Annotated in this window: 13 protein-coding genes; 4 read left to right on the top strand and 9 right to left on the bottom strand. The window is 54.5% G+C overall.

Annotated features, from left to right (window positions below; genetic code table 11):
• Nucleotides 1-301 precede the first annotated feature (301 nt).
• Nucleotides 302-1,969, top strand: coding sequence for an energy-dependent translational throttle protein EttA (gene ettA, locus BOW52_RS08970; protein ID WP_078483742.1), 1,668 nt, complete (start codon nt 302-304; stop codon nt 1,967-1,969).
• A gap of 77 nt (nt 1,970-2,046) precedes the next feature.
• Here the strand turns inward: ettA and purL are convergent, their stop codons facing one another.
• The 4 genes from purL to dapA form a co-directional block, all read right to left on the bottom strand.
• Nucleotides 2,047-5,946 carry a phosphoribosylformylglycinamidine synthase gene (purL, locus tag BOW52_RS08965; protein WP_078483741.1) on the bottom strand — a complete coding sequence of 1,300 codons (3,900 nt, stop codon included), beginning with the start codon at nt 5,944-5,946 and terminating at the stop codon, nt 2,047-2,049.
• 84 nt (nt 5,947-6,030) lie between these two features.
• On the bottom strand, nt 6,031-6,903 hold the full coding sequence (locus BOW52_RS08960) for a class I SAM-dependent methyltransferase (RefSeq protein WP_135622207.1): 873 nt from the start codon (nt 6,901-6,903) through the stop codon (nt 6,031-6,033).
• A 60-nt stretch (nt 6,904-6,963) separates the two neighbouring features.
• A complete protein-coding gene (gene bamC, locus BOW52_RS08955; protein WP_078483739.1) occupies nt 6,964-8,097 on the bottom strand; it encodes an outer membrane protein assembly factor BamC in 1,134 nt (377 codons plus the stop codon).
• Between the two features lie 27 nt (nt 8,098-8,124).
• Complete coding sequence (dapA, locus tag BOW52_RS08950) at nt 8,125-9,000, bottom strand: 4-hydroxy-tetrahydrodipicolinate synthase (RefSeq protein WP_078483738.1); 876 nt, start codon at nt 8,998-9,000, stop codon at nt 8,125-8,127.
• A 161-nt stretch (nt 9,001-9,161) separates the two neighbouring features.
• Between dapA and BOW52_RS08945 the strand changes: the two genes are divergently transcribed.
• From BOW52_RS08945 to BOW52_RS08935, 3 genes are read left to right on the top strand one after another with little or no spacing between them, the layout of a single operon-like run.
• Entirely contained in the window at nt 9,162-9,689 is a 528-nt protein-coding gene (locus BOW52_RS08945; RefSeq protein WP_078483737.1) for a glycine cleavage system protein R, read from the top strand.
• A gap of 38 nt (nt 9,690-9,727) precedes the next feature.
• Entirely contained in the window at nt 9,728-10,195 is a 468-nt protein-coding gene (locus BOW52_RS08940) for a peroxiredoxin (RefSeq protein WP_078483736.1), read from the top strand.
• Nucleotides 10,196-10,222: 27 nt separating this feature from the next.
• Nucleotides 10,223-11,629 (top strand): PhoH family protein, encoded by a 1,407-nt coding sequence (locus BOW52_RS08935; RefSeq protein ID WP_078483735.1) that lies wholly within the window; start codon nt 10,223-10,225, stop codon nt 11,627-11,629.
• 5 nt (nt 11,630-11,634) lie between these two features.
• Here the strand turns inward: BOW52_RS08935 and BOW52_RS08930 are convergent, their stop codons facing one another.
• From BOW52_RS08930 to BOW52_RS08910, 5 genes are all read right to left on the bottom strand, one after another.
• Complete coding sequence (locus tag BOW52_RS08930; protein ID WP_078483734.1) at nt 11,635-12,717, bottom strand: AI-2E family transporter; 1,083 nt, start codon at nt 12,715-12,717, stop codon at nt 11,635-11,637.
• A complete protein-coding gene (locus BOW52_RS17205; protein ID WP_078483733.1) occupies nt 12,717-13,085 on the bottom strand; it encodes a hypothetical protein in 369 nt (122 codons plus the stop codon). Before BOW52_RS17205 ends, BOW52_RS08930 begins: the two co-directional genes overlap by 1 nt.
• Nucleotides 13,086-13,102: 17 nt before the next feature.
• A complete protein-coding gene (locus BOW52_RS08920) occupies nt 13,103-14,014 on the bottom strand; it encodes a LysR family transcriptional regulator (protein WP_078483732.1) in 912 nt (303 codons plus the stop codon).
• 147 nt (nt 14,015-14,161) lie between these two features.
• Complete coding sequence (locus BOW52_RS08915; protein WP_078483731.1) at nt 14,162-17,374, bottom strand: efflux RND transporter permease subunit; 3,213 nt, start codon at nt 17,372-17,374, stop codon at nt 14,162-14,164.
• Complete coding sequence (locus BOW52_RS08910; RefSeq protein ID WP_078483730.1) at nt 17,371-18,411, bottom strand: efflux RND transporter periplasmic adaptor subunit; 1,041 nt, start codon at nt 18,409-18,411, stop codon at nt 17,371-17,373. The genes BOW52_RS08915 and BOW52_RS08910 overlap by 4 nt, the downstream gene beginning before the upstream one ends.
• Nucleotides 18,412-18,481 lie beyond the last annotated feature (70 nt).

Below are 18,481 nucleotides of genomic sequence, written 5' to 3'. Positions count from 1 at the left end.
CTTCTTCGTCGTTCGCTCGCGCTCTCAACTACGAATATGCGGACGGCGTCGACTATCGCGGACTAACCGCCTTCGCTTCGCTATCCATGGCGGTCAGCGCTGGTGCATAGCCAAGTTTCACTCGCTTTACACCTTGTTCCAGCCATTCAAAACGGCACTCAAAAATACCCGAACACGCCGCATAGCTATTCCTTAGTTAAGCTTTTACCTCCGATACCCTGCAGAATCAAGCTGAGTTCACCGCCCATAGCCTCAAAAGCCGTATATAATTGCCCCTTTCATCACCAGACAATTGAGTACTATGGCCCAGTATATCTACACCATGAACCGCGTCAGCAAGGTGGTTCCACCCAAGCGCGAGATCATTCGCGACATCTCCCTCTCCTTCTTCCCTGGCGCCAAAATCGGCGTACTCGGCCTCAACGGGGCGGGTAAGTCGACGGTGTTACGCATCATGGCAGGCGTGGATCAGGATTTTAACGGTGAGGCGCGCCCACAACCCGGCACCAAGGTCGGCTACCTACCACAGGAACCTCAGCTCGATCCCGACAAAGATGTCCGCGGTAACGTTGAAGAGGCGCTGGGTCACATCAAGGAGGCATTGACTCGTCTCGATGCCGTCTACGCCGCCTACGCCGAGCCCGATGCCGATTTCGATGCACTCGCCAAAGAGCAGGCCGAGCTAGAGAACATCATCCAGGCAACCGATGGCCACAATCTCGAACGTCAGCTGGAAATTGCCGCCGATGCGCTGCGTCTGCCACCGTGGGATGCCGACGTCACCAAGCTCTCCGGTGGTGAGCGGCGACGTGTAGCGCTCTGCCGCTTGATCCTATCCGGTCCCGACATGCTGCTGCTCGATGAGCCGACCAACCACCTTGATGCCGAATCGATCGCCTGGCTGGAGCGCTTCCTGCACGACTACCCCGGCACCGTGGTGGCCGTTACCCATGATCGTTACTTCCTCGACAATGTCGCGGGCTGGATTCTCGAACTCGACCGTGGCCACGGCATTCCCTGGGAGGGCAACTACTCGAGTTGGCTGGAACAGAAGGAGGCACGCCTGGAGCAGGAGCAGAAACAGGAGCAGGCTCGCATCAAGTCGATGAAGGATGAGCTCGACTGGGTGCGCTCTAATCCCAAGGGGCGTCAGGCGAAATCAAAGGCACGTATGTCACGTTTCGAAGAGCTCTCCTCCAGTGACTACCAGAAACGCAACGAGACCAACGAACTCTACATTCCACCCGGCCCGCGCCTAGGCGACCTGGTTATTGAGGCTAAGGGACTCTCTAAGAGCTTCGGCGATCGTCTTCTGATCGACAATCTCAGCTTCAACCTGCCACGCGGTGGCATTGTCGGTGTAATCGGCCCCAATGGCGCCGGTAAATCGACCCTGTTCAAAATGCTGGTGGGTGAAGAGCAGCCCGATAGTGGTGATCTGCAGATGGGCGACACAGTACAGCTCGCCTACGTCGACCAGAGCCGTGATGATCTTAGTGGTGAGAAAACGGTCTGGCAGGAGCTCTCCGACGAGCAGGACATCATCACCATCGGCAACTACCAGACACAGTCACGAGCCTACTGCTCGCGCTTTAATTTTAAGGGTGCCGACCAGCAGAAACTGGTTAAGGATCTATCAGGTGGTGAGCGCAACCGGCTCCACCTGGCCAAGCTGGTACAGTCGGGCGGTAACGTTCTGTTGCTCGATGAGCCGACTAACGACCTTGATGTCGAGACCCTGCGAGCACTCGAAGAGGCGATCCTTGAATTCCCCGGCTGTGCGGTAGTCATATCACATGACCGCTGGTTCCTCGACCGCATCGCCACCCATATCCTCGCCTTCGAAGGCGACTCACACGCTGAGTGGTTTGAGGGCAACTACGCCGACTACGAAGAGGACCGCAAACGTCGTCTTGGTGAAGCGGCGGTTCAACCACACCGGATCAAGTATAAAAAACCGGTGCACTAGCACCAGGCACACGCATCATAAAAAAAGCGGGCATTAAGCCCGCTTTTTTTATGCCTCTAACATTTAACGCTAGCGCACTAGCCCACCCAGACCCGCGCATTTCTGAACATACGCATCCAGCTACCATCCTCATCCCAATCCTCAGGGTGCCAGGAGTGCTGGACTGCACGGAACAGACGCTCGGGATGGGGCATCATGATAGTGAAGCGTCCATCGTCGGAGGTCAGTCCTGTAATGCCAAGCGGTGAACCATTCGGATTGGCCGGATAGATCTCAGTCGGATTGCCGTAGTTATCGACATAGCGTAGCGCCACACTGTGATTACGCAGTGCATCCTGCGGATTATGACCATCACGGAACTCTGCCCGCCCCTCGCCGTGAGCGATGGCGATCGGCATCCGTGACCCCTCCATCCCCTGCAGCAGAACCGAGGGCGACTTAACCACTTCCACCATTGAGAAACGCGCCTCGAACTGTTCTGAGTTATTGCGTTCAAAACGTGGCCAGTGAGCAGTGCCGGGAATCAGCTCATGTAGATTGGACATCATCTGGCAGCCGTTACAAACGCCAAGCCCGAAGCTGTCATCGCGTTTGAAAAACGCCTCGAACTGGTCGCGAGCACGAACGTTTAGCAGCACCGATTTGGCCCAACCACCACCGGCACCGAGCACATCACCGTAGGAGAAGCCGCCACAGGCGACCAGCCCCTTGAAATCGTCGAGCGAAACACGCCCGGCGATCACATCGCTCATATGCACATCGACACTGTCGAAACCGGCCCGATCGAAGGCAGCTGCCATCTCGATCTGGCCATTAACACCCTGCTCACGCAACACAGCCATGCGCGGACGTACGCCTGATGCAATAAAGGGTGCTGCAACATCCTCATTGAGGTCATAACTCAGATCGGCATGCAGACCCGGATCTTCGAGATCAAGCAGACGGTCGAACTCCTCCTGCGCACACTCAGGATTATCTCGTAGGCTCTGCATGCGGAAACTGGTCTCGGCCCAGGCGCGCTGTAGATCTACACGTGCCTCATCAATCATTGAGTCGTGGTTGTAGTTGATGCGAATGCGATCATCGTCATTTAACTCACCGACCACCGCGCTGTGTTTGCCGAGTCCGGCATCGTGCAGCCACGCCAGCACATCATCGGTATCGTTGTGGCGCACCTGAATCACCGCACCGAGCTCCTCACTAAAGAGCGCAGCGATCGGATCGTCACCAAGTGCATTGAGCTGTACATTGAGACCACTGCGTGCGGCAAAGGCCATCTCAGTCAGGGTGACAAACAGTCCACCATCAGAACGGTCGTGATAAGCAAGCAACAACCCCTTCTCATTGAGCTGTTGGACTACCTCGAAAAACGCCATAAAGCTGGCAGCATCATCAACATCAGGTGCGTGGTGACCGGTCTGCTTGTAGACCTGTGCCAGACAGGAGCCACCAAGACGGTTACGCCCCTTACCCAGATCGATCGCGATCAGATCGCTATCGCCATGCTCGGTTGAGAGCGCTGGTGTCAGGGTGCGGCGTGTATCGGTAACAGGTGCAAAGGCGGTGACGATCAGCGACAGCGGTGCAGTCACCGAGCGCGACTCCCCATCCTGCTCCCAGACACTCTTCATCGACATCGAGTCCTTACCAACCGGGATCGCAATACCCAGCGCTGGACAGAGCTCCATACCGACCGCCTTGACCGCATCAAACAGTCCCGCATCCTCACCCTCGTGACCAGCGGGTGCCATCCAGTTGGCAGAGAGTTTGATATCTGAAATATTTTTTATCGGTGCTGCGGCAATATTGGTCAACGACTCTGCTACCGCCATCCGTGCCGAGGCGGCGTGGTCAACCAGCGCCACCGGTGTGCGCTCACCCAGCGCCATCGCCTCTCCCGCATAGGTATCGAAACTGGCGGTGGTCACACCGCAGTCAGCGACCGGCTCCTGCCACGGACCAACCATCTGGTCACGCGCGACCATACCGGTCACGGTACGGTCGCCAATGGTAATCAGGAAGCGCTTGTCTGCGATGGTTGGCAGGCGCATCAGTCGATAGGCGGCATCTTTAGGATCGACCTTAGCCGTCTCTAAATCGCGTTTATGGAACGGCCGGTGGTGTACATCGCGCAGCATCTTGGGCGGCTTGCCCAGTAGCACCTCAAGCGGCATATCGATCGGTGTGTTATCGAAATGAGCATCACCGAGAATCAGCTGACGATCCTCGGTCGCCTCTCCGATTACGGCAAAGGGGCAACGTTCGCGCTCACACAGCTCGGTGAAGAGATCGAGCGATTCGGGAGCAATGGCAAGCACATAACGTTCCTGTGCCTCATTACTCCAGATCTCCTTCGGCGACATGCCGGGATCATCATTGGGAATAGTGCGCAGCTCAAAGCGTGCACCACGTCCTGAATCGTCGACCAGCTCCGGCATTGCATTGGAGAGACCGCCAGCACCGACATCGTGAATCGAGACCACAGGGTTGTCCTCACCCAGCTGCCAGCAGCGATCAATCACCTCCTGACAGCGGCGTTCCATCTCGGGATTGCTACGCTGTACCGAGGCGAAATCGAGATCTTCGCTGCTCTGGCCAGAGGCCATACTAGAGGCGGCACCACCACCGAGACCGATCAGCATCGCCGGCCCGCCAAGTACAATCAGCTGCGAACCGGGTGGGATATTATCCTTTTCGACGTGGTCGGCACGGATGTTACCGAGACCACCCGCCAGCATGATCGGCTTGTGGTAACCACGCACCTCTTCACCCGCCGGTCCCGGCACTAGCTCCTCAAAGGTTCGGAAGTAACCGTTGATGGCTGGGCGACCAAACTCGTTGTTGAATGAAGCGGCACCGATCGGGCCTTCGAGCATAATATCGAGCGCCGATACGATCCGGTCGGGCTTGCCGTAGTCGCTCTCCCACGGCTGTTCAGCACCTGGAAGACGCAGATTGGAAACCGAGAAGCCGGCCAGACCCGCCTTCGGCTTGGAACCACGACCGGTGGCACCCTCGTCACGAATCTCACCACCGGAACCGGTTGCCGCACCTGGGTGAGGTGAAATCGCGGTTGGGTGGTTATGGGTCTCCACCTTCATCAGAATATGGATCGGTGCTTCGTGATAACTGTAGAGCGATGAGCCAGACTGGGGGTGGAAACGCCCAGCAGTGGAGCCTTCAATGACCGAGGAGTTATCCTTGTAGGCGGAGAGCACGCCTTCAGGGCTGTTGTTATAGGTGTTGCGGATCATGCCAAAGAGCGACTGGGTCTGCGTCTCTCCATCGATAATCCAGTCGGCATTGAAGATCTTGTGACGACAGTGCTCCGAGTTGGCCTGAGCAAACATCATCAATTCGACATCAGAGGGATTGCGCCCCATGGCGATAAAGTTATCGACCAGGTAGTCGATTTCATCATCGGCCAGCGCCAATCCCAACTCACCATTGGCAATCACCAACGCCTCACGCCCACCACCGAGCAGATCAACGCTCATCAATGGCTGCGGCTCGGCGTGGATAAAGAGTCCATCGGCCTCCTGCATGGCAGTAAAGACACTCTCGGTCATACGATCATGGATGACTGCCGCAACGGCGGTCTGCTCCGACTCGCTCAATGGAGTGCCATCAGCCTTGCTCGGGTAGTAGGCAATACCGCGCTCGAGGCGTTGAACCTGCGCCAGACCGCAATTGTGAGCGATATCGGTCGCCTTGGTCGACCAGGGAGAGATAGTACCGGGACGCGGCACGACCAGAAGTAACTGCCCATCGGGAGCCGACTCGGGATGATCCGGTCCATAGGTGAGCACCCGTTCCAGGGTGGCCATCGCCGCCTCATCGAGTGCCTGTTCGACCTCGGCAAAGTGGATGTACTCAGCGTAGAGCTGGGTGACGGCGGGTGCACTCTCCTGCAGTTGCTGAAGAATCTTGGTTATTCTGAAGTCGGAGAGGGCTGGCGAGCCACGGAACTGAAGCATGTCACTTTCCCGAGTAAAAAAAGGCGTTGAGAAAGGGGAAGAATGATACGTTAAGTTCCGCTGCCCGACCAGCGGAGTGCGGGCCTAGCTGCTCTGCAGACGCAACACCAGTAGACGGTAGTTCTTGTAGCGCTCGAAGGTCTCGCCAGTGCGCTTACCAGAGAAGTATTTACGTCCCAGTTTGGCGAACTTTTTGCCCATCAATCGTTTTGCCAGCCAGCCGGTCTTGGGGTAACGCCCCTGCAGATACTCACCCAGGGTCAGACCGGCTGGTTTGATGGTATTCATCAAAAAGTCGTTAAGCACATCCATATTGGGGCTGACTAGCGAGGTAATATCCTCGTCACGCTCAGTCTCAAAGGGCGCCGCTTCAACCTGTAGATAGAAACGCTCCAGTCGATGCCCTCCCCCAATGATCTGATCGGCAGGACCACCGTCACCACTCTTGTCGGTCTTGAAGAAGTCACAAATAGTGATCGAACCACCCGGTTTGAGCAGCTGCTGCGCGTGGGTTAGTGCTGTTTCGGTGTCGATGTATTGAAAACTCTCACTGAAAAAGATCGCATCGTACTGCCCTGCAACCTCCTCCACGGGCAGATCCTCAAATCGGCACTGGAAGAGACGGGTGTCGTTGTCGGGGAAACGCTCTAGACGCTCCCCCACCTGGCGACTCAGCTCGGGGGCCGGACTGACAGCATCGACGCTGTAACCACGTTCGAGTAACTGCTCGAGGATATGACCTGTACCGCAGCCGACATCAAGCAGCCTGACACCCTCAGCAACCGCAGGCAGTGTAGCGGCCAACATCTCGGTATAACGCTGCTGAGCAATCGGAAGATTGGCAAGCTTTCGCTCGATATCATCTTCCCAGAGACCATAGTGGAGGTCATCGACACCCAGCAGCTGCTGGCCCAGCACCAGTCCCAGCTCACGGCTGTCCATTTTGCGCTTACTCACGCTACGGATACTCCTACAAGAATCGAGGCTAACGAATAGTTATTATGTGGGAACAGCGACTTAGCGTAGCTGCTTCTCGAGCAGTGTCAGAATACGTAGCGCGGTCTTCGAAACCTCTGACTCGCCCTGCTCATTCTCTACTGTCACACGGGTCTCATCGCCCTCACCCTTGAGTGAGATCTGATAACGCCCCTCATGCAGCTCATCATCACGCCAGAAGGTGAGTCCAGAGAACCAGCCCTTCTCCTTCTGCTCACGCAGTGGATCGTTATAACGTACGAAGTAGATACCATCAGCGCGATTTCGATCCTCGACGGTGAAACCGACACGGTCCAGCGCGACACCGGTGGTGCGCCATGCCCGTGAGAACTCATCCTTCAGTCTGAGTACCGCAACACCATTCTGCTCTTCAACCAGCTCTGCGCGAGCTGCGCGATCCGCCGCCGCGCTTCCTATCTGCTTACGGGCCTGCTGCTCCTCGACACCGAAGTGAACCATCAGGCGACGTAACATCTCCGCCTCCAGCTCAGGATCGGCCGGACGCGGCTGCCAAACGAATTGATCACCCTTGGCTGTCTCTTCAACACCACGATGAGTCAAATAGAGCTCGGTGGTGTTAGGACGCATACCACGCTCAAGACGAACGCGGAATTTATCACGGGTTGCAGACGAGTATCCGCCATCAAACACCTTACCAATGACCGAACGGATCGGGCCATCGGGGATATCGGCTCGGTTCTCCGCCCAGTCGGTCTCCATAACGCCGATGGCCGGATCTTCACGTTTTATCAGGAAACCACTCTCCATCCAAAATTCACGGGCCTTCTCCCACACCAGCTCCGCTTCACCGCTAACTACCAGCCAACGTTTGTCACCATCACGCTCAATACGCATGTTGCTCTGGTCCGGTAGAACAGCCTGACGCACGGCGGGGCTACCAACAGCACGCTCACCGCTATAGTCGGAGTAGGTTGCAGTTGGCTCTGGATTGATCTCGGGCACCACCATCATGTCATCGATATTCGACTTGGTCAGATCGGGTGGTACCTCCAGCTCTGGGATTGAATCGCTCTTTTTATAGTCGGCCGAGCGATCGGGCAGAACCTTGTCAACCGTGCCGCATGCAGGGAGCAGAGCGGCAAGCATCAGGAGAGAAATGGTCTTGGTGTCGAAACGATAACGTGCAATATTCATTAATGGTTCTACTTGTTGTATTTCTAACTAGTTAACTTCGGCCTGTGCCATCGCTGCACGTAGCTCTTCGTGGTACTGCGCATCAAACGGGGTCAGCGGCAGTCGGATTCCATCCGGTATCAAACCCATCTGGCTCACCGCCCACTTAACCGGGATCGGATTTGCCTCAAGGAAGAGCTTGTTATGCAGGCCGTCCAGTTTGTTATTGACCTCGGCGGCGGCCTCTTTGTTCCCTGCCAGGGCCGCAACGCACATCTCGTGCATCAGCTTAGGCGCAACATTGTTGGTCACTGAGATCACACCCTTACCACCCCGCAACATGAATTCCATGCCGGTGGGATCATCACCGCTGTAGAAATCGAGCCGATCGCCACACCGCTCTAACAGTTCAGCCAGGCGATCCAGATCACCGGTCGCCTCTTTCATGCCGACGATGTTGGGGATGTGAGAGAGGCGTTCGACCGTCTCAGGCAGCATGTCACAGGCAGTTCGGCCCGGCACGTTATAGAGAATCTGTGGAACAGGTACCGCCTCAGCAACCGCCTTGTGGTGGAGGTAGAGCCCCTCCTGGGTCGGTTTATTGTAGTAGGGGGTCACCAACAGACAGGCGTCGGCTCCGGCCTGCATCGCACAGCGGGTCAGCTCGATCGCCTCACGGGTCGAGTTGGCACCGGTACCGGCGATCACCGGAATACGCCCCTTAACCCGCTCAACCACGTGACGAATGACTTCACAGTGCTCACGCTCATCCAGCGTGGCCGACTCACCGGTCGTGCCCACCGTTACGATGGCATCTGTGCCCTGCTCAATATGGAATTCAATCAGCCGATCAAGTGCCTCGTAATCGAGACTGCCGTCGTGCTGCATCGGGGTCACCAGCGCGACCATACTGCCGTGGAACATGGAGGCTCTCCACACAAAACAATCCCGCATGGTACTTGTGGACGGTGCCGATGACAAGCTGCCAGAGGCGTCGTTAACGGGAGTAAAAAGGGCTCTGTGCAGCTCTCTTTGATCGCGGTACACTGCCGAACAACTTGACCAATCGGAGCCCTACCAAGCCTATGGACCATCTGGTTATCTCAGCACTGGGCGCAGACCGCCCAGGCATCGTCGACAGACTCTCTCAAGCCGTACTGGAAAATGGATGCAACGTCGCTGACAGCCGTATGACGGTACTTGGCGGTGAATTTGCCATCATCTTACTCATCAGCGGCAACTGGAACACTATCTCCAAGGTCGAGCAGCAGCTACCCAAACTAGGGCAAGAGCTGGAACTGACCATCACCCAGAAACGGACCGACCATCAGGGCAATAGCTCACCTTCACTCTCCTATATGGTCGAGGTTATCTCCATCGATCAACCCGGTATCGTCCACCATCTGGCCAATTTCTTCTCTGCCCGCAGCATCAACATCCAGGAACTCAACACCTCCAGCTACGCAGCAGCGCACACCGGCACTCCGATGTTCTCACTACATATGACCGTCAACGTACCGGTGGAGACGCACATCGCCACCCTGCGCGATCAATTCCTGGAGTTCTGCGAAGGGCAGAATCTGGACGCGGTCATCGAACCGCTGAAGATATAAGTCTATAACTACAGATAACAATCGATACTGGAGTCTGCATGAGCAGTGCAACTATTGGAAAAAAGGTACCCGCATTTAAACTCCCTGCGACCGGTGATCAGGAGATCTCACTCTCCGGACTCAAGGGTAAGGTTGTCGTACTCTACTTCTATCCCAAAGACAGTACCCCCGGCTGTACCAAGGAGGGTCAGGCATTTCGTGATCTGCACGATCAGTTCACTGCGCTGAACACAGTAATCCTCGGCGTCTCACGTGATGGAGTGAAGGCGCACGAGAACTTTAAGGCAAAGCAGTCGTTCCCCTTCGAGCTGCTCTCAGACAAAGAAGAGACGCTATGTAACCTCTTTGACGTGATCAAGGAGAAAAATATGTATGGCAAAAAGGTGATGGGTATTGAGCGCAGCACTTTTTTGATCAACGACAAGGGTGTACTCAAGCAGGAGTGGCGCAAGGTGAAGGTAGCTGGCCACGTCGAAGAGGTGCTGGAGGCAGTAAAAGCGCTTTAACAAAACTCACAACAGGGTGGAACTGGTTTGAATAACGATACGGTAGTTGATGGAAAGCAGCTCTATATTCTCGACACCAATGTTCTGATGCACGACCCCGCCGCGCTGTTCCGTTTCCAGGAACACGATATCTACCTGCCGATGCTTGTTCTTGAGGAGCTCGACAACAATAAAAAGGGCCACTCGGAGGTAGCACGCAACGCCCGCCAGACGAGTCGTTTTATGGATGAGTTGATGAGCTGTAGTGGCGACTGCGACATCAATGAGGGGTTATCACTCAGTGCCAGCAATTTCGCCAGCGGAAAGACCGCCCCCACTGGTCGCCTCTTCTTTCAGACCAAAACACTGGAGGCCGATCTACCCGAATCACTTCCCGGCAACAAACCCGATAACGGCATTCTGCATACCGCCCTGGCGATGGGACAGCACCACAAGGTAACGCTGGTATCGAAAGATACCAATATGCGCATCAAGGCGGCAGTGCTTGGTATTCACGCCGAGGACTACCGTAACGACCAGGTACTCGACGACGTCAATCTGCTCTACAGCGGTTTCGAAGAACTGGCCGAAGACTTCTGGGAGACCCACAGCAAGGATATGGAGTCGTGGCAGGAAGAGGGGCGCACCTTCTACCGCATTAGCGGCCCAGCTACCGCAGACTGGTACGCCAATCAGTTCCTCTATTCCAGCAGCGAAGACCATTTCGAGGCGATAGTAAGTCGTGTTGAGGATGATCATGCCATCATCGAAACAGTGCACGACTTTCGCAGTGAGAAGAAGAGTGTCTGGAGCATCAGTGCACGCAACCGTGAGCAGAACTATGCCCTTAACCTTCTAATGGACCCCGAGATCGACTTCGTCACCCTACTCGGTCAGGCGGGTACCGGTAAGACTCTTCTGACTCTGGCGGCCGGACTGGCTCAGGTACTCGACGATAATCGCTACGCCGAGATCATCATGACCCGTGTCACTGTACCGGTCGGTGAGGATATCGGTTTTCTGCCCGGCACCGAGGAGGAGAAGATGACCCCGTGGATGGGTGCGCTGATGGATAACCTAGAGGTACTGACCCAGTCGGAACACAACACTGAATGGGAGCGAGCGGCGACTCAGGAGCTGCTCAACAAGCGCATCAAGATTCGCTCCCTCAACTTTATGCGTGGTCGTACTTTCCTCAACAAATACATCATTCTTGATGAGGCACAAAACCTCACCTCAAAACAGATGAAGACCTTGATCACCCGTGCCGGTCCCGGTACCAAGGTGGTCTGTTTGGGTAACATTGCTCAGATCGATACCCCCTACCTGACCGAGACCAGTTCAGGCCTGACCTACGTGGTCGATCACTTCAGGGAGTGGGAGCATAGCGGCCATATCATTCTGCAGCGCGGCGAGCGCTCGCGGCTGGCCGATTTCGCTTCAGAGGTGCTGTAACAAGATTATTCGGGTATCGCAGCAGCCGGTTCCGGCTGCTTGTGCTCATCTCTGGGCCAGGCACTCAGCACCGCCTGCACCAGGGTTGCCAGCGGGATCGCAAAGAAGACACCCCAGAAACCCCACAACCCACCAAAGATCAGCACCGCAACGATAATCGCCACTGGGTGAAGATTGACCACCTCGGAGAAGAGCAGCGGCACCAGCACGTTACCATCAAGCGCCTGGATCACAGCGTAGGCGAGTAGCAGATAACCGAAGTCAGCCCCGTAACCCCATTGGAAGTAGGCAATGACTGCGACAGGTAGCGTCACCACCGTTGCACCGATGTAGGGAATAATCACCGATAGGCCGACGACCATTCCGAGCAGAATCGCGAACTGCAGCCCCATAAAGGTAAAGGTCACATAGCTAACAACCCAGACGATCATGATCTCGAAGAACTTGCCTCGTACATAGTTACCGATCTGGATATCGACATCGCTCCAGACACGTGCAGCAAGATCGAGGTCATCGGGCATATAGCTACGGAACCAGCTGCAGAGGCGCACCTTGTCTTTGAGGAAGAAGAAGACCAGTAGCGGCATCAGGACAAGATAGACCAGCAGCGTTATCACACCGACCACCGAGGCGATCGAATAAGAGAGTATCCCCTGCCCCCAGCTTGCCAACTCAGACCGCAGTGCATCGACCACTTCTACCGCCTGTTGCTCACTGACGATGTTGGGATATCGTTGCGGCAGCTGCATTAGCAGCTCCTGTCCCTGTGCAATCATGTTTGGTAGCTGCTGAATCAACTGCGTTACCTGCCTGGAGAGCAGTGGCAGCAGACCAAACAGTACAAATAGCAGGAAGGCCAGAAAGGCGACAAAGACAACTAGTACTGCGGCAAAGCGCGGCACACCGACACGCTGCAGCTGGCGCACTACCCCCTCAAGCAGATAGGCGATTACAAGACTGGCAATCACCGGTGCCAGCATATTGCCAAAAAAGAGGATGACAGTGAAACCGCCAATCAGCAGGATCGCCAAAATAACGACCTGCGGATCGGAGAGGTAGCGTTTAAACCAGTCGCTAACGATCTGCATCAGTCGTCATCTTCTGTTGCATTGAGAAGTAGCTGGTAGTGCTCTTCAAAAACCTGTTCGATCTCATCGATCACCTCAACGGCATCTCGGCCCTGCAACATATGCTGCATCACTAGTGATGAGGTTTTATTGAGCATCTCTGCCTTATCGACCATTGGGTAGGTTGCCGAGAGGCGCTTGATCGCTGCGATCACGCTCTCCTCCTCTGGACGTGGAATCGAGACCGGCTCCATCACCACCTCAGGTTTAACTTCAACTCCGTGGCGTTGAAACATGTACTCAGCAAATTCAAGCAGTGTGGCAAGATGGTTTTCAGGCAGTGCTTTAACGATCTCGCTCAGGCGTTTCTCTGCTTTTTTCTTACCCATTCCATCTATGCCCGCGTTCAAACAGGATCGCTGCGATGCTCTTCGCAGTATTCACGAGCAAACTCCAGCAGCTCCTCCATCGCACGATGGCGGAACTTCTGTTTCTGACGCACAAATGAGAAGGGGCGCTCTAGTGCCGGCTCAAGTCGAACCGCAACCAGCGTACCCAGCTCAAGCTCCTTGAGCATGGTAGAGAGTGAGATAATCGAGATACCCATACCCGCTTCAATAGCCCCTTTAACCGCCTCTGGACTACCAAGCTCCATCGAGATATTGAGGCAGTTTGAAGGGCGACCCGATGAGCTGATGAAATCAGCGATAACTTCACGGGTGCCTGAACCCTCTTCACGACAGATGTAGGGGTACTCCATCACTTGATCGATGGTAACGCTCTCCTCCTCCGCCAGCGGATGTTTGGGGGAGACTGCCAATACCAGCTGATCGTTTCGGCACACCTCGACCACCAGGTTTTTATTCGAGACCGGCGCCTCAACCACACCCAGGTCGATAACATTGTTCTCGACCATCGAGACGATGCCTTCACTATTGGCCACCTTGAGATGGATATTGACGTCGTTGTACTTCTCTTTGAACTTGCCGAGCAGCGCTGGAAGCATATATTCAGCAATGGTGGTACTGGCACCAAGCGTTAACGCGCCGCTGACCTCACCGGTCACCTCACGGACGGCATTCTCCATCTCGTTGTAGTGCTCGAAGATCTTATCGGCAAACTTAAAGACCCGCTTACCCGCCTCGGTAAGACTGATACGGTTGTGGGTACGATCAAAAAGACGGGTATTGAAGTGCTCTTCGAGCTGGCGAACCTGGAAGGTAACCGCAGGCTGCGTCATATGCAGCGTTTCGGCCGCCTTAGTAAAACTGAGCAGCCGCGCCACTGTGTGAAAGACCTGTAATCTACGATCAGCCATAAACCCGCATTACCACCAAGTATTTGTTTCCATTCAGAACCCTCCGGATAGAGGGACTATCTTCCGGAGCACCTCTCCGAACAGGGCGCCAATTTTAATCAATTACTGATAGGAACACAAAAAATATTAATACCCCATCACAGAAATTTATTGCTGATCCAGACGCTTATACATCAACGCGTAGTACATCACAGGAATAACCAACAACGTCAACAAGGTAGATACAAAGATACCGAAGATCAGAGAGATCGCCAGACCACTGAAAATGGGATCGTCGAGGATAAAAAACGCCCCCAGCATTGCAGCCAACCCGGTCAGAATGATCGGTTTGGCACGCACACTGGCAGCAAGGATCACCGCCTGCTGCAGTGAGCTACCACCAGCCACCTGATCATTAACAAAATCCACCAGCAGGATCGAATTGCGAACAATGATACCCGCCAGTGCAATCATGCCGATCATCGAGGTGGCGGTGAATTGAGCACCTAACAACGCATGCCCTGGCATCACACCAATGATCGTCAGTGGAATTGGCGCCATGATGATCAGCGGCACTAGATAGGAGCGGAACTGGGCCACCACCAGAAGGTAGATCAGGATCAACCCAATTGAGTAGGCGATACCCATATCGCGGAAGGTCTCGTAGGTCACCTGCCACTCGCCATCCCACTTGATACTGTAAGCGTAGGGGTTGGCCGGCTGGTTGATCAGAAACTGTTCAAGGCCTCCCTGGTCAAGCTCAGCTTTAGCCAGTGAACCCATTGCATCGAACATACCGTAGAGCGGGCTATCGAGATCACCCGCCATATCGGCCGTTACCATCACAACCGGCAACAGATCCTTATGGTAGATCGCATTTTCACGCGAAGTACGCTGCACCGAGACGATTTCAGAGAGCGGTAGCATCTCACCATTTTGACGCCTGACCTTTAGACCGAGCAGCGTTTCAATATCTGCCTTATCGGCCACAGTTGCCTCGACGCGGATCGGTATCGCGTATTTTACGTGAGGGCCATGTAGGTAACCTACATCACTGCCACTGAGCGCTGTGGTAAGCAGATCAGAAACCGCCTGTTGTGACACACCCAAATGGGCGGCCTTTTGACGATCGACACTAACTACCAACCGCGGCGCCTCTGTCTCAACACTATCATCCACATCGACAATATCTGCCGTCGACTCGATCACGCCGCGCACCTGCTTTGCCACCGCAATCTGTCCCTGGTAATCGAGACCGTAGACTTCTGCTACCAGTGGCGATTGTACTGGTGGTCCTGGTGGAACCTCGACCACCTTCACATTGGCACTATAACGTTGGCCGATTGTTTGTAGCGCTTCACGCACACCACGTGCAATTGCATGACTCTTTCGATCACGCTTCGACTTATCGACCAGATTGACCTGGATGTCACCAACGTTAGCGCCACTGCGAAGATAGTACTGCCTGATCAAACCATTGAAATCGATTGGTGAGGCCGTACCGACGTATACCTGATAGTCACTGACTTCAGGGACCGTGGCGATTTGACGCCCAAGCTCGCCGAGTACCGCCGCCGTCTCCTCCACTGTCGTACCCTCCGGCATATCGACCACAACCTGGAACTCAGATTTGTTATCAAAAGGCAGCATCTTCAACACCACAAGCTTCACACCCGCCAGCCCCACCGACCCGGCAATGGCCACCACAATAAGCAACGTCAGTAAGCGCCGTTTACTACGCCCTTGCTCCGCATTAAGAAAAGGCCCCATTACTCTCTGGAAGAACCGCTGCAGAGCTGCATCACTCTCATCGCCGGAATTACCCACATGGTGATTAGCCAACACCTTATTTGAGAGCCAGGGGGTGACAACGAAAGCGACGGCAAGTGAGATCACCATGCCGATACTGGCATTGATCGGAATCGGACTCATATAGGGACCCATCAATCCCGAGACGAACGCCATCGGTAATAACGCCGCGATGACGGTAAAGGTCGCCAAAATAGTTGGACCACCCACCTCATCAACCGCCAGAGGAATCGACTCAAGCAGATTGCGTTTCCCTAACTGCATGTGACGATGAATATTCTCTACCACGACGATGGCATCATCGACCAGGATGCCGATGGAGAAGATCAGTGCAAACAGTGAAACTCTATTGAGGGTAAAGCCCCACGCCCAGGAGGCGAAGAGCGTGATCGCGAGAGTAATAACTACCGCGGTTCCAACAATAAATGCTTCTCTGCGTCCGAGCGCTACCAACACCAGCAACACAACAAAACCGGTTGCAAAGATCAGTTTTCCGATCAACGTCTGCGCCTTATCATCGGCAGTGGCACCATAGTTTCGGGTGACTGTTGCATTAACACCTTCAGGGACAAAAACCCCCTTCAACTGCTCAAAGCGTTCGATGACCTGATCTGCAATATCGACCGCATTGCTACCGGGTTGTTTGGCAATCGCAACAGTTACAGCGGGGAACTCACCACGCGCCTCAATCCCCTTTTCATCGGCTGCGGGTCCAGTACCAAACCAGACATAACGTTCAGGTTGATCCGATCCAAAGCTGATCTCAGCAACATCATTCAGGTAGATCGGCGCACCATCATGCATGGCAACCACCAACGCACCAATCTCTTCTGCACTACTGAGAAAGGTTCCCGCCTGAACAACAATCTCTTCATTACTGGAAACCATCACACCAGCTGCCTGGGAGCGGTTGCCACTCACCAGTGCCTGCTGTAGATCTTCAACAACCACACCGTAGCCTGCCAGCTTCTGAACATCGAGCTGTAGATGGACAACTCGGTCGGGGCCACCAACGGTGTAGATATCACGCGTCCCTGGAACGCGTTTCAACTCAGCCTCAATGGCGTGCGCCACCTGCTGAAGCTCTGCTCCACCTGTCTGTTCACTCTCAGACCAGAGGGTTAGCGAAACGATGGGGACATCATCAATACCCTTGGGTTTAATGATCGGTTGCCCAACCCCAAGATTGGAGGGTAACCAGTCACTGTTGGAGTAGATCTTGTTATAGAGCCTTACAATCGCCTGGGTACGATCCTCGCCCACCTTGAACTGGATGGTAAGCACCGCCATGCCCGGACGTGAGACCGAGTAGACATGTTTGATACCTTTAATTTCTGAAAGCACCTGCTCGGCAGGGGCGGAGACAAGGTGCTCTACCTCGGCAGCCGTAGCACCTGGGTATGGAATAAAGACATTGGCAAAGGTGACATTGATCTGAGGCTCCTCTTCACGAGGTGTTATCGCCACTGCAAAAATACCCAGTAGAAGTCCCACCAGCGCGAGTAATGGTGTGATTTCGGAGACCAGGAATTTTTTTGCTATAGAGCCAGAGATACCGAGTCTTTCACTCATTTCCCATCCCTACCCTGCTGCTTCAGCACCACACCCGCACGGACTGGATCTAGCGCGATACTCTCGCCTGAACGCAGACCAGAGAGCACTTCGACCCTGGCTTCCGACTGCCTTTGTCCAAGTCGAATGTGTCGGAGAGAAACTCGCCCATTGGTATCAACCACATAGACACCCGTAACCTCACTTCGATAGGCCACACTCTCTAGTGGAATCACAATCTTCTCACTACTGCCAACGGAGACTGACACCTTGATAAACATGCCTGGATAGAGATCATGCTGACCTTCAGGAAGGGCCAAACGCATCTTGAATGCGTGACTCGTACTATTGGCAATTGGGAAGAGTGTTACGTGCTTCGACTCTAGCAGACGACCATCTGGGAGGACCCCCTGCATTTTGGCACCCGAACGAACAGTCGGCATCAGCGACTGTGGCACCTCGACCGTTATTCGTAACGCCTCTAGGGAGAGACCGCTCATCAGATGCGTGCCAATTGATGCCATCTCACCAATCTCAACATGGCGCTCGGTCACAATTCCACTATAGGGCGCCTTGACCGTAGTTTGAGCTAATGCCTCTTGTGCTTCCTCAACACCCGCTTTTGCAGCCCCCCTACGAGCTGTTGCCGATTTAAACGCTGCTTCCGCCTGATCTAGCTTAGATTTGGCCACCAGCTTCTTAGCATAGATCTCTTTTGTCCGATCATACTCACTATGCGCCCCATCAAGACGCGCCTGAGTCTCTTGAAATACGGCCTCAGCTGAATTCATTGCAGCACGTTGCGTGGTGTCCCGAATTTTTAATAAAACATCACCACGCTTAACGTAGTCATCAATATCAAAATAGATCGACTCGATTCGTCCACTTGCCTGGGAAGAGACAGTTGATCGATTCACAGCCTCAACGAGCCCATCTAGCAGCCTCACATCCTCCACCGGCACCTTATCAACCATGATTCGCTGTAGATCAACGGTAGCAGCATGGAGAGAGCTAAACGCAGACAGACAGAGTACCATTACAAATCGTATAACAATCATTATCGACCCTCAATTCATTAGTTACGGCAATAACAAAATGCCCAGCAACATTAGTTAGAATTAATATAAT

Origin of the sequence: Solemya pervernicosa gill symbiont, from assembly GCF_002020875.1 — a bacterium.
GTDB lineage: Bacteria > Pseudomonadota > Gammaproteobacteria.
The sequence above is the reverse complement of the archived record's forward strand: the minus strand, read 5'-3'. Positions and strand labels throughout refer to the sequence as shown.

What these genes read in the sequence shown, in the direction of transcription:
- bamC (WP_078483739.1), bottom strand. Translation starts at nt 8,097, where the DNA reads ATGAATATTGCACGTTATCGTTTCGACACCAAGACCATTTCTCTCCTG.
- purL (WP_078483741.1), bottom strand. Translation starts at nt 5,946, where the DNA reads ATGCTTCAGTTCCGTGGCTCGCCAGCCCTCTCCGACTTCAGAATAACC.
- BOW52_RS08940 (WP_078483736.1), top strand. Translation starts at nt 9,728, where the DNA reads ATGAGCAGTGCAACTATTGGAAAAAAGGTACCCGCATTTAAACTCCCT.
- BOW52_RS08930 (WP_078483734.1), bottom strand. Translation starts at nt 12,717, where the DNA reads ATGCAGATCGTTAGCGACTGGTTTAAACGCTACCTCTCCGATCCGCAG.
- ettA (WP_078483742.1), top strand. Translation starts at nt 302, where the DNA reads ATGGCCCAGTATATCTACACCATGAACCGCGTCAGCAAGGTGGTTCCA.
- BOW52_RS08920 (WP_078483732.1), bottom strand. Translation starts at nt 14,014, where the DNA reads ATGGCTGATCGTAGATTACAGGTCTTTCACACAGTGGCGCGGCTGCTC.
- BOW52_RS08945 (WP_078483737.1), top strand. Translation starts at nt 9,162, where the DNA reads ATGGACCATCTGGTTATCTCAGCACTGGGCGCAGACCGCCCAGGCATC.
- BOW52_RS17205 (WP_078483733.1), bottom strand. Translation starts at nt 13,085, where the DNA reads ATGGGTAAGAAAAAAGCAGAGAAACGCCTGAGCGAGATCGTTAAAGCA.
- BOW52_RS08915 (WP_078483731.1), bottom strand. Translation starts at nt 17,374, where the DNA reads ATGAGTGAAAGACTCGGTATCTCTGGCTCTATAGCAAAAAAATTCCTG.
- BOW52_RS08910 (WP_078483730.1), bottom strand. Translation starts at nt 18,411, where the DNA reads ATGATTGTTATACGATTTGTAATGGTACTCTGTCTGTCTGCGTTTAGC.
- dapA (WP_078483738.1), bottom strand. Translation starts at nt 9,000, where the DNA reads ATGTTCCACGGCAGTATGGTCGCGCTGGTGACCCCGATGCAGCACGAC.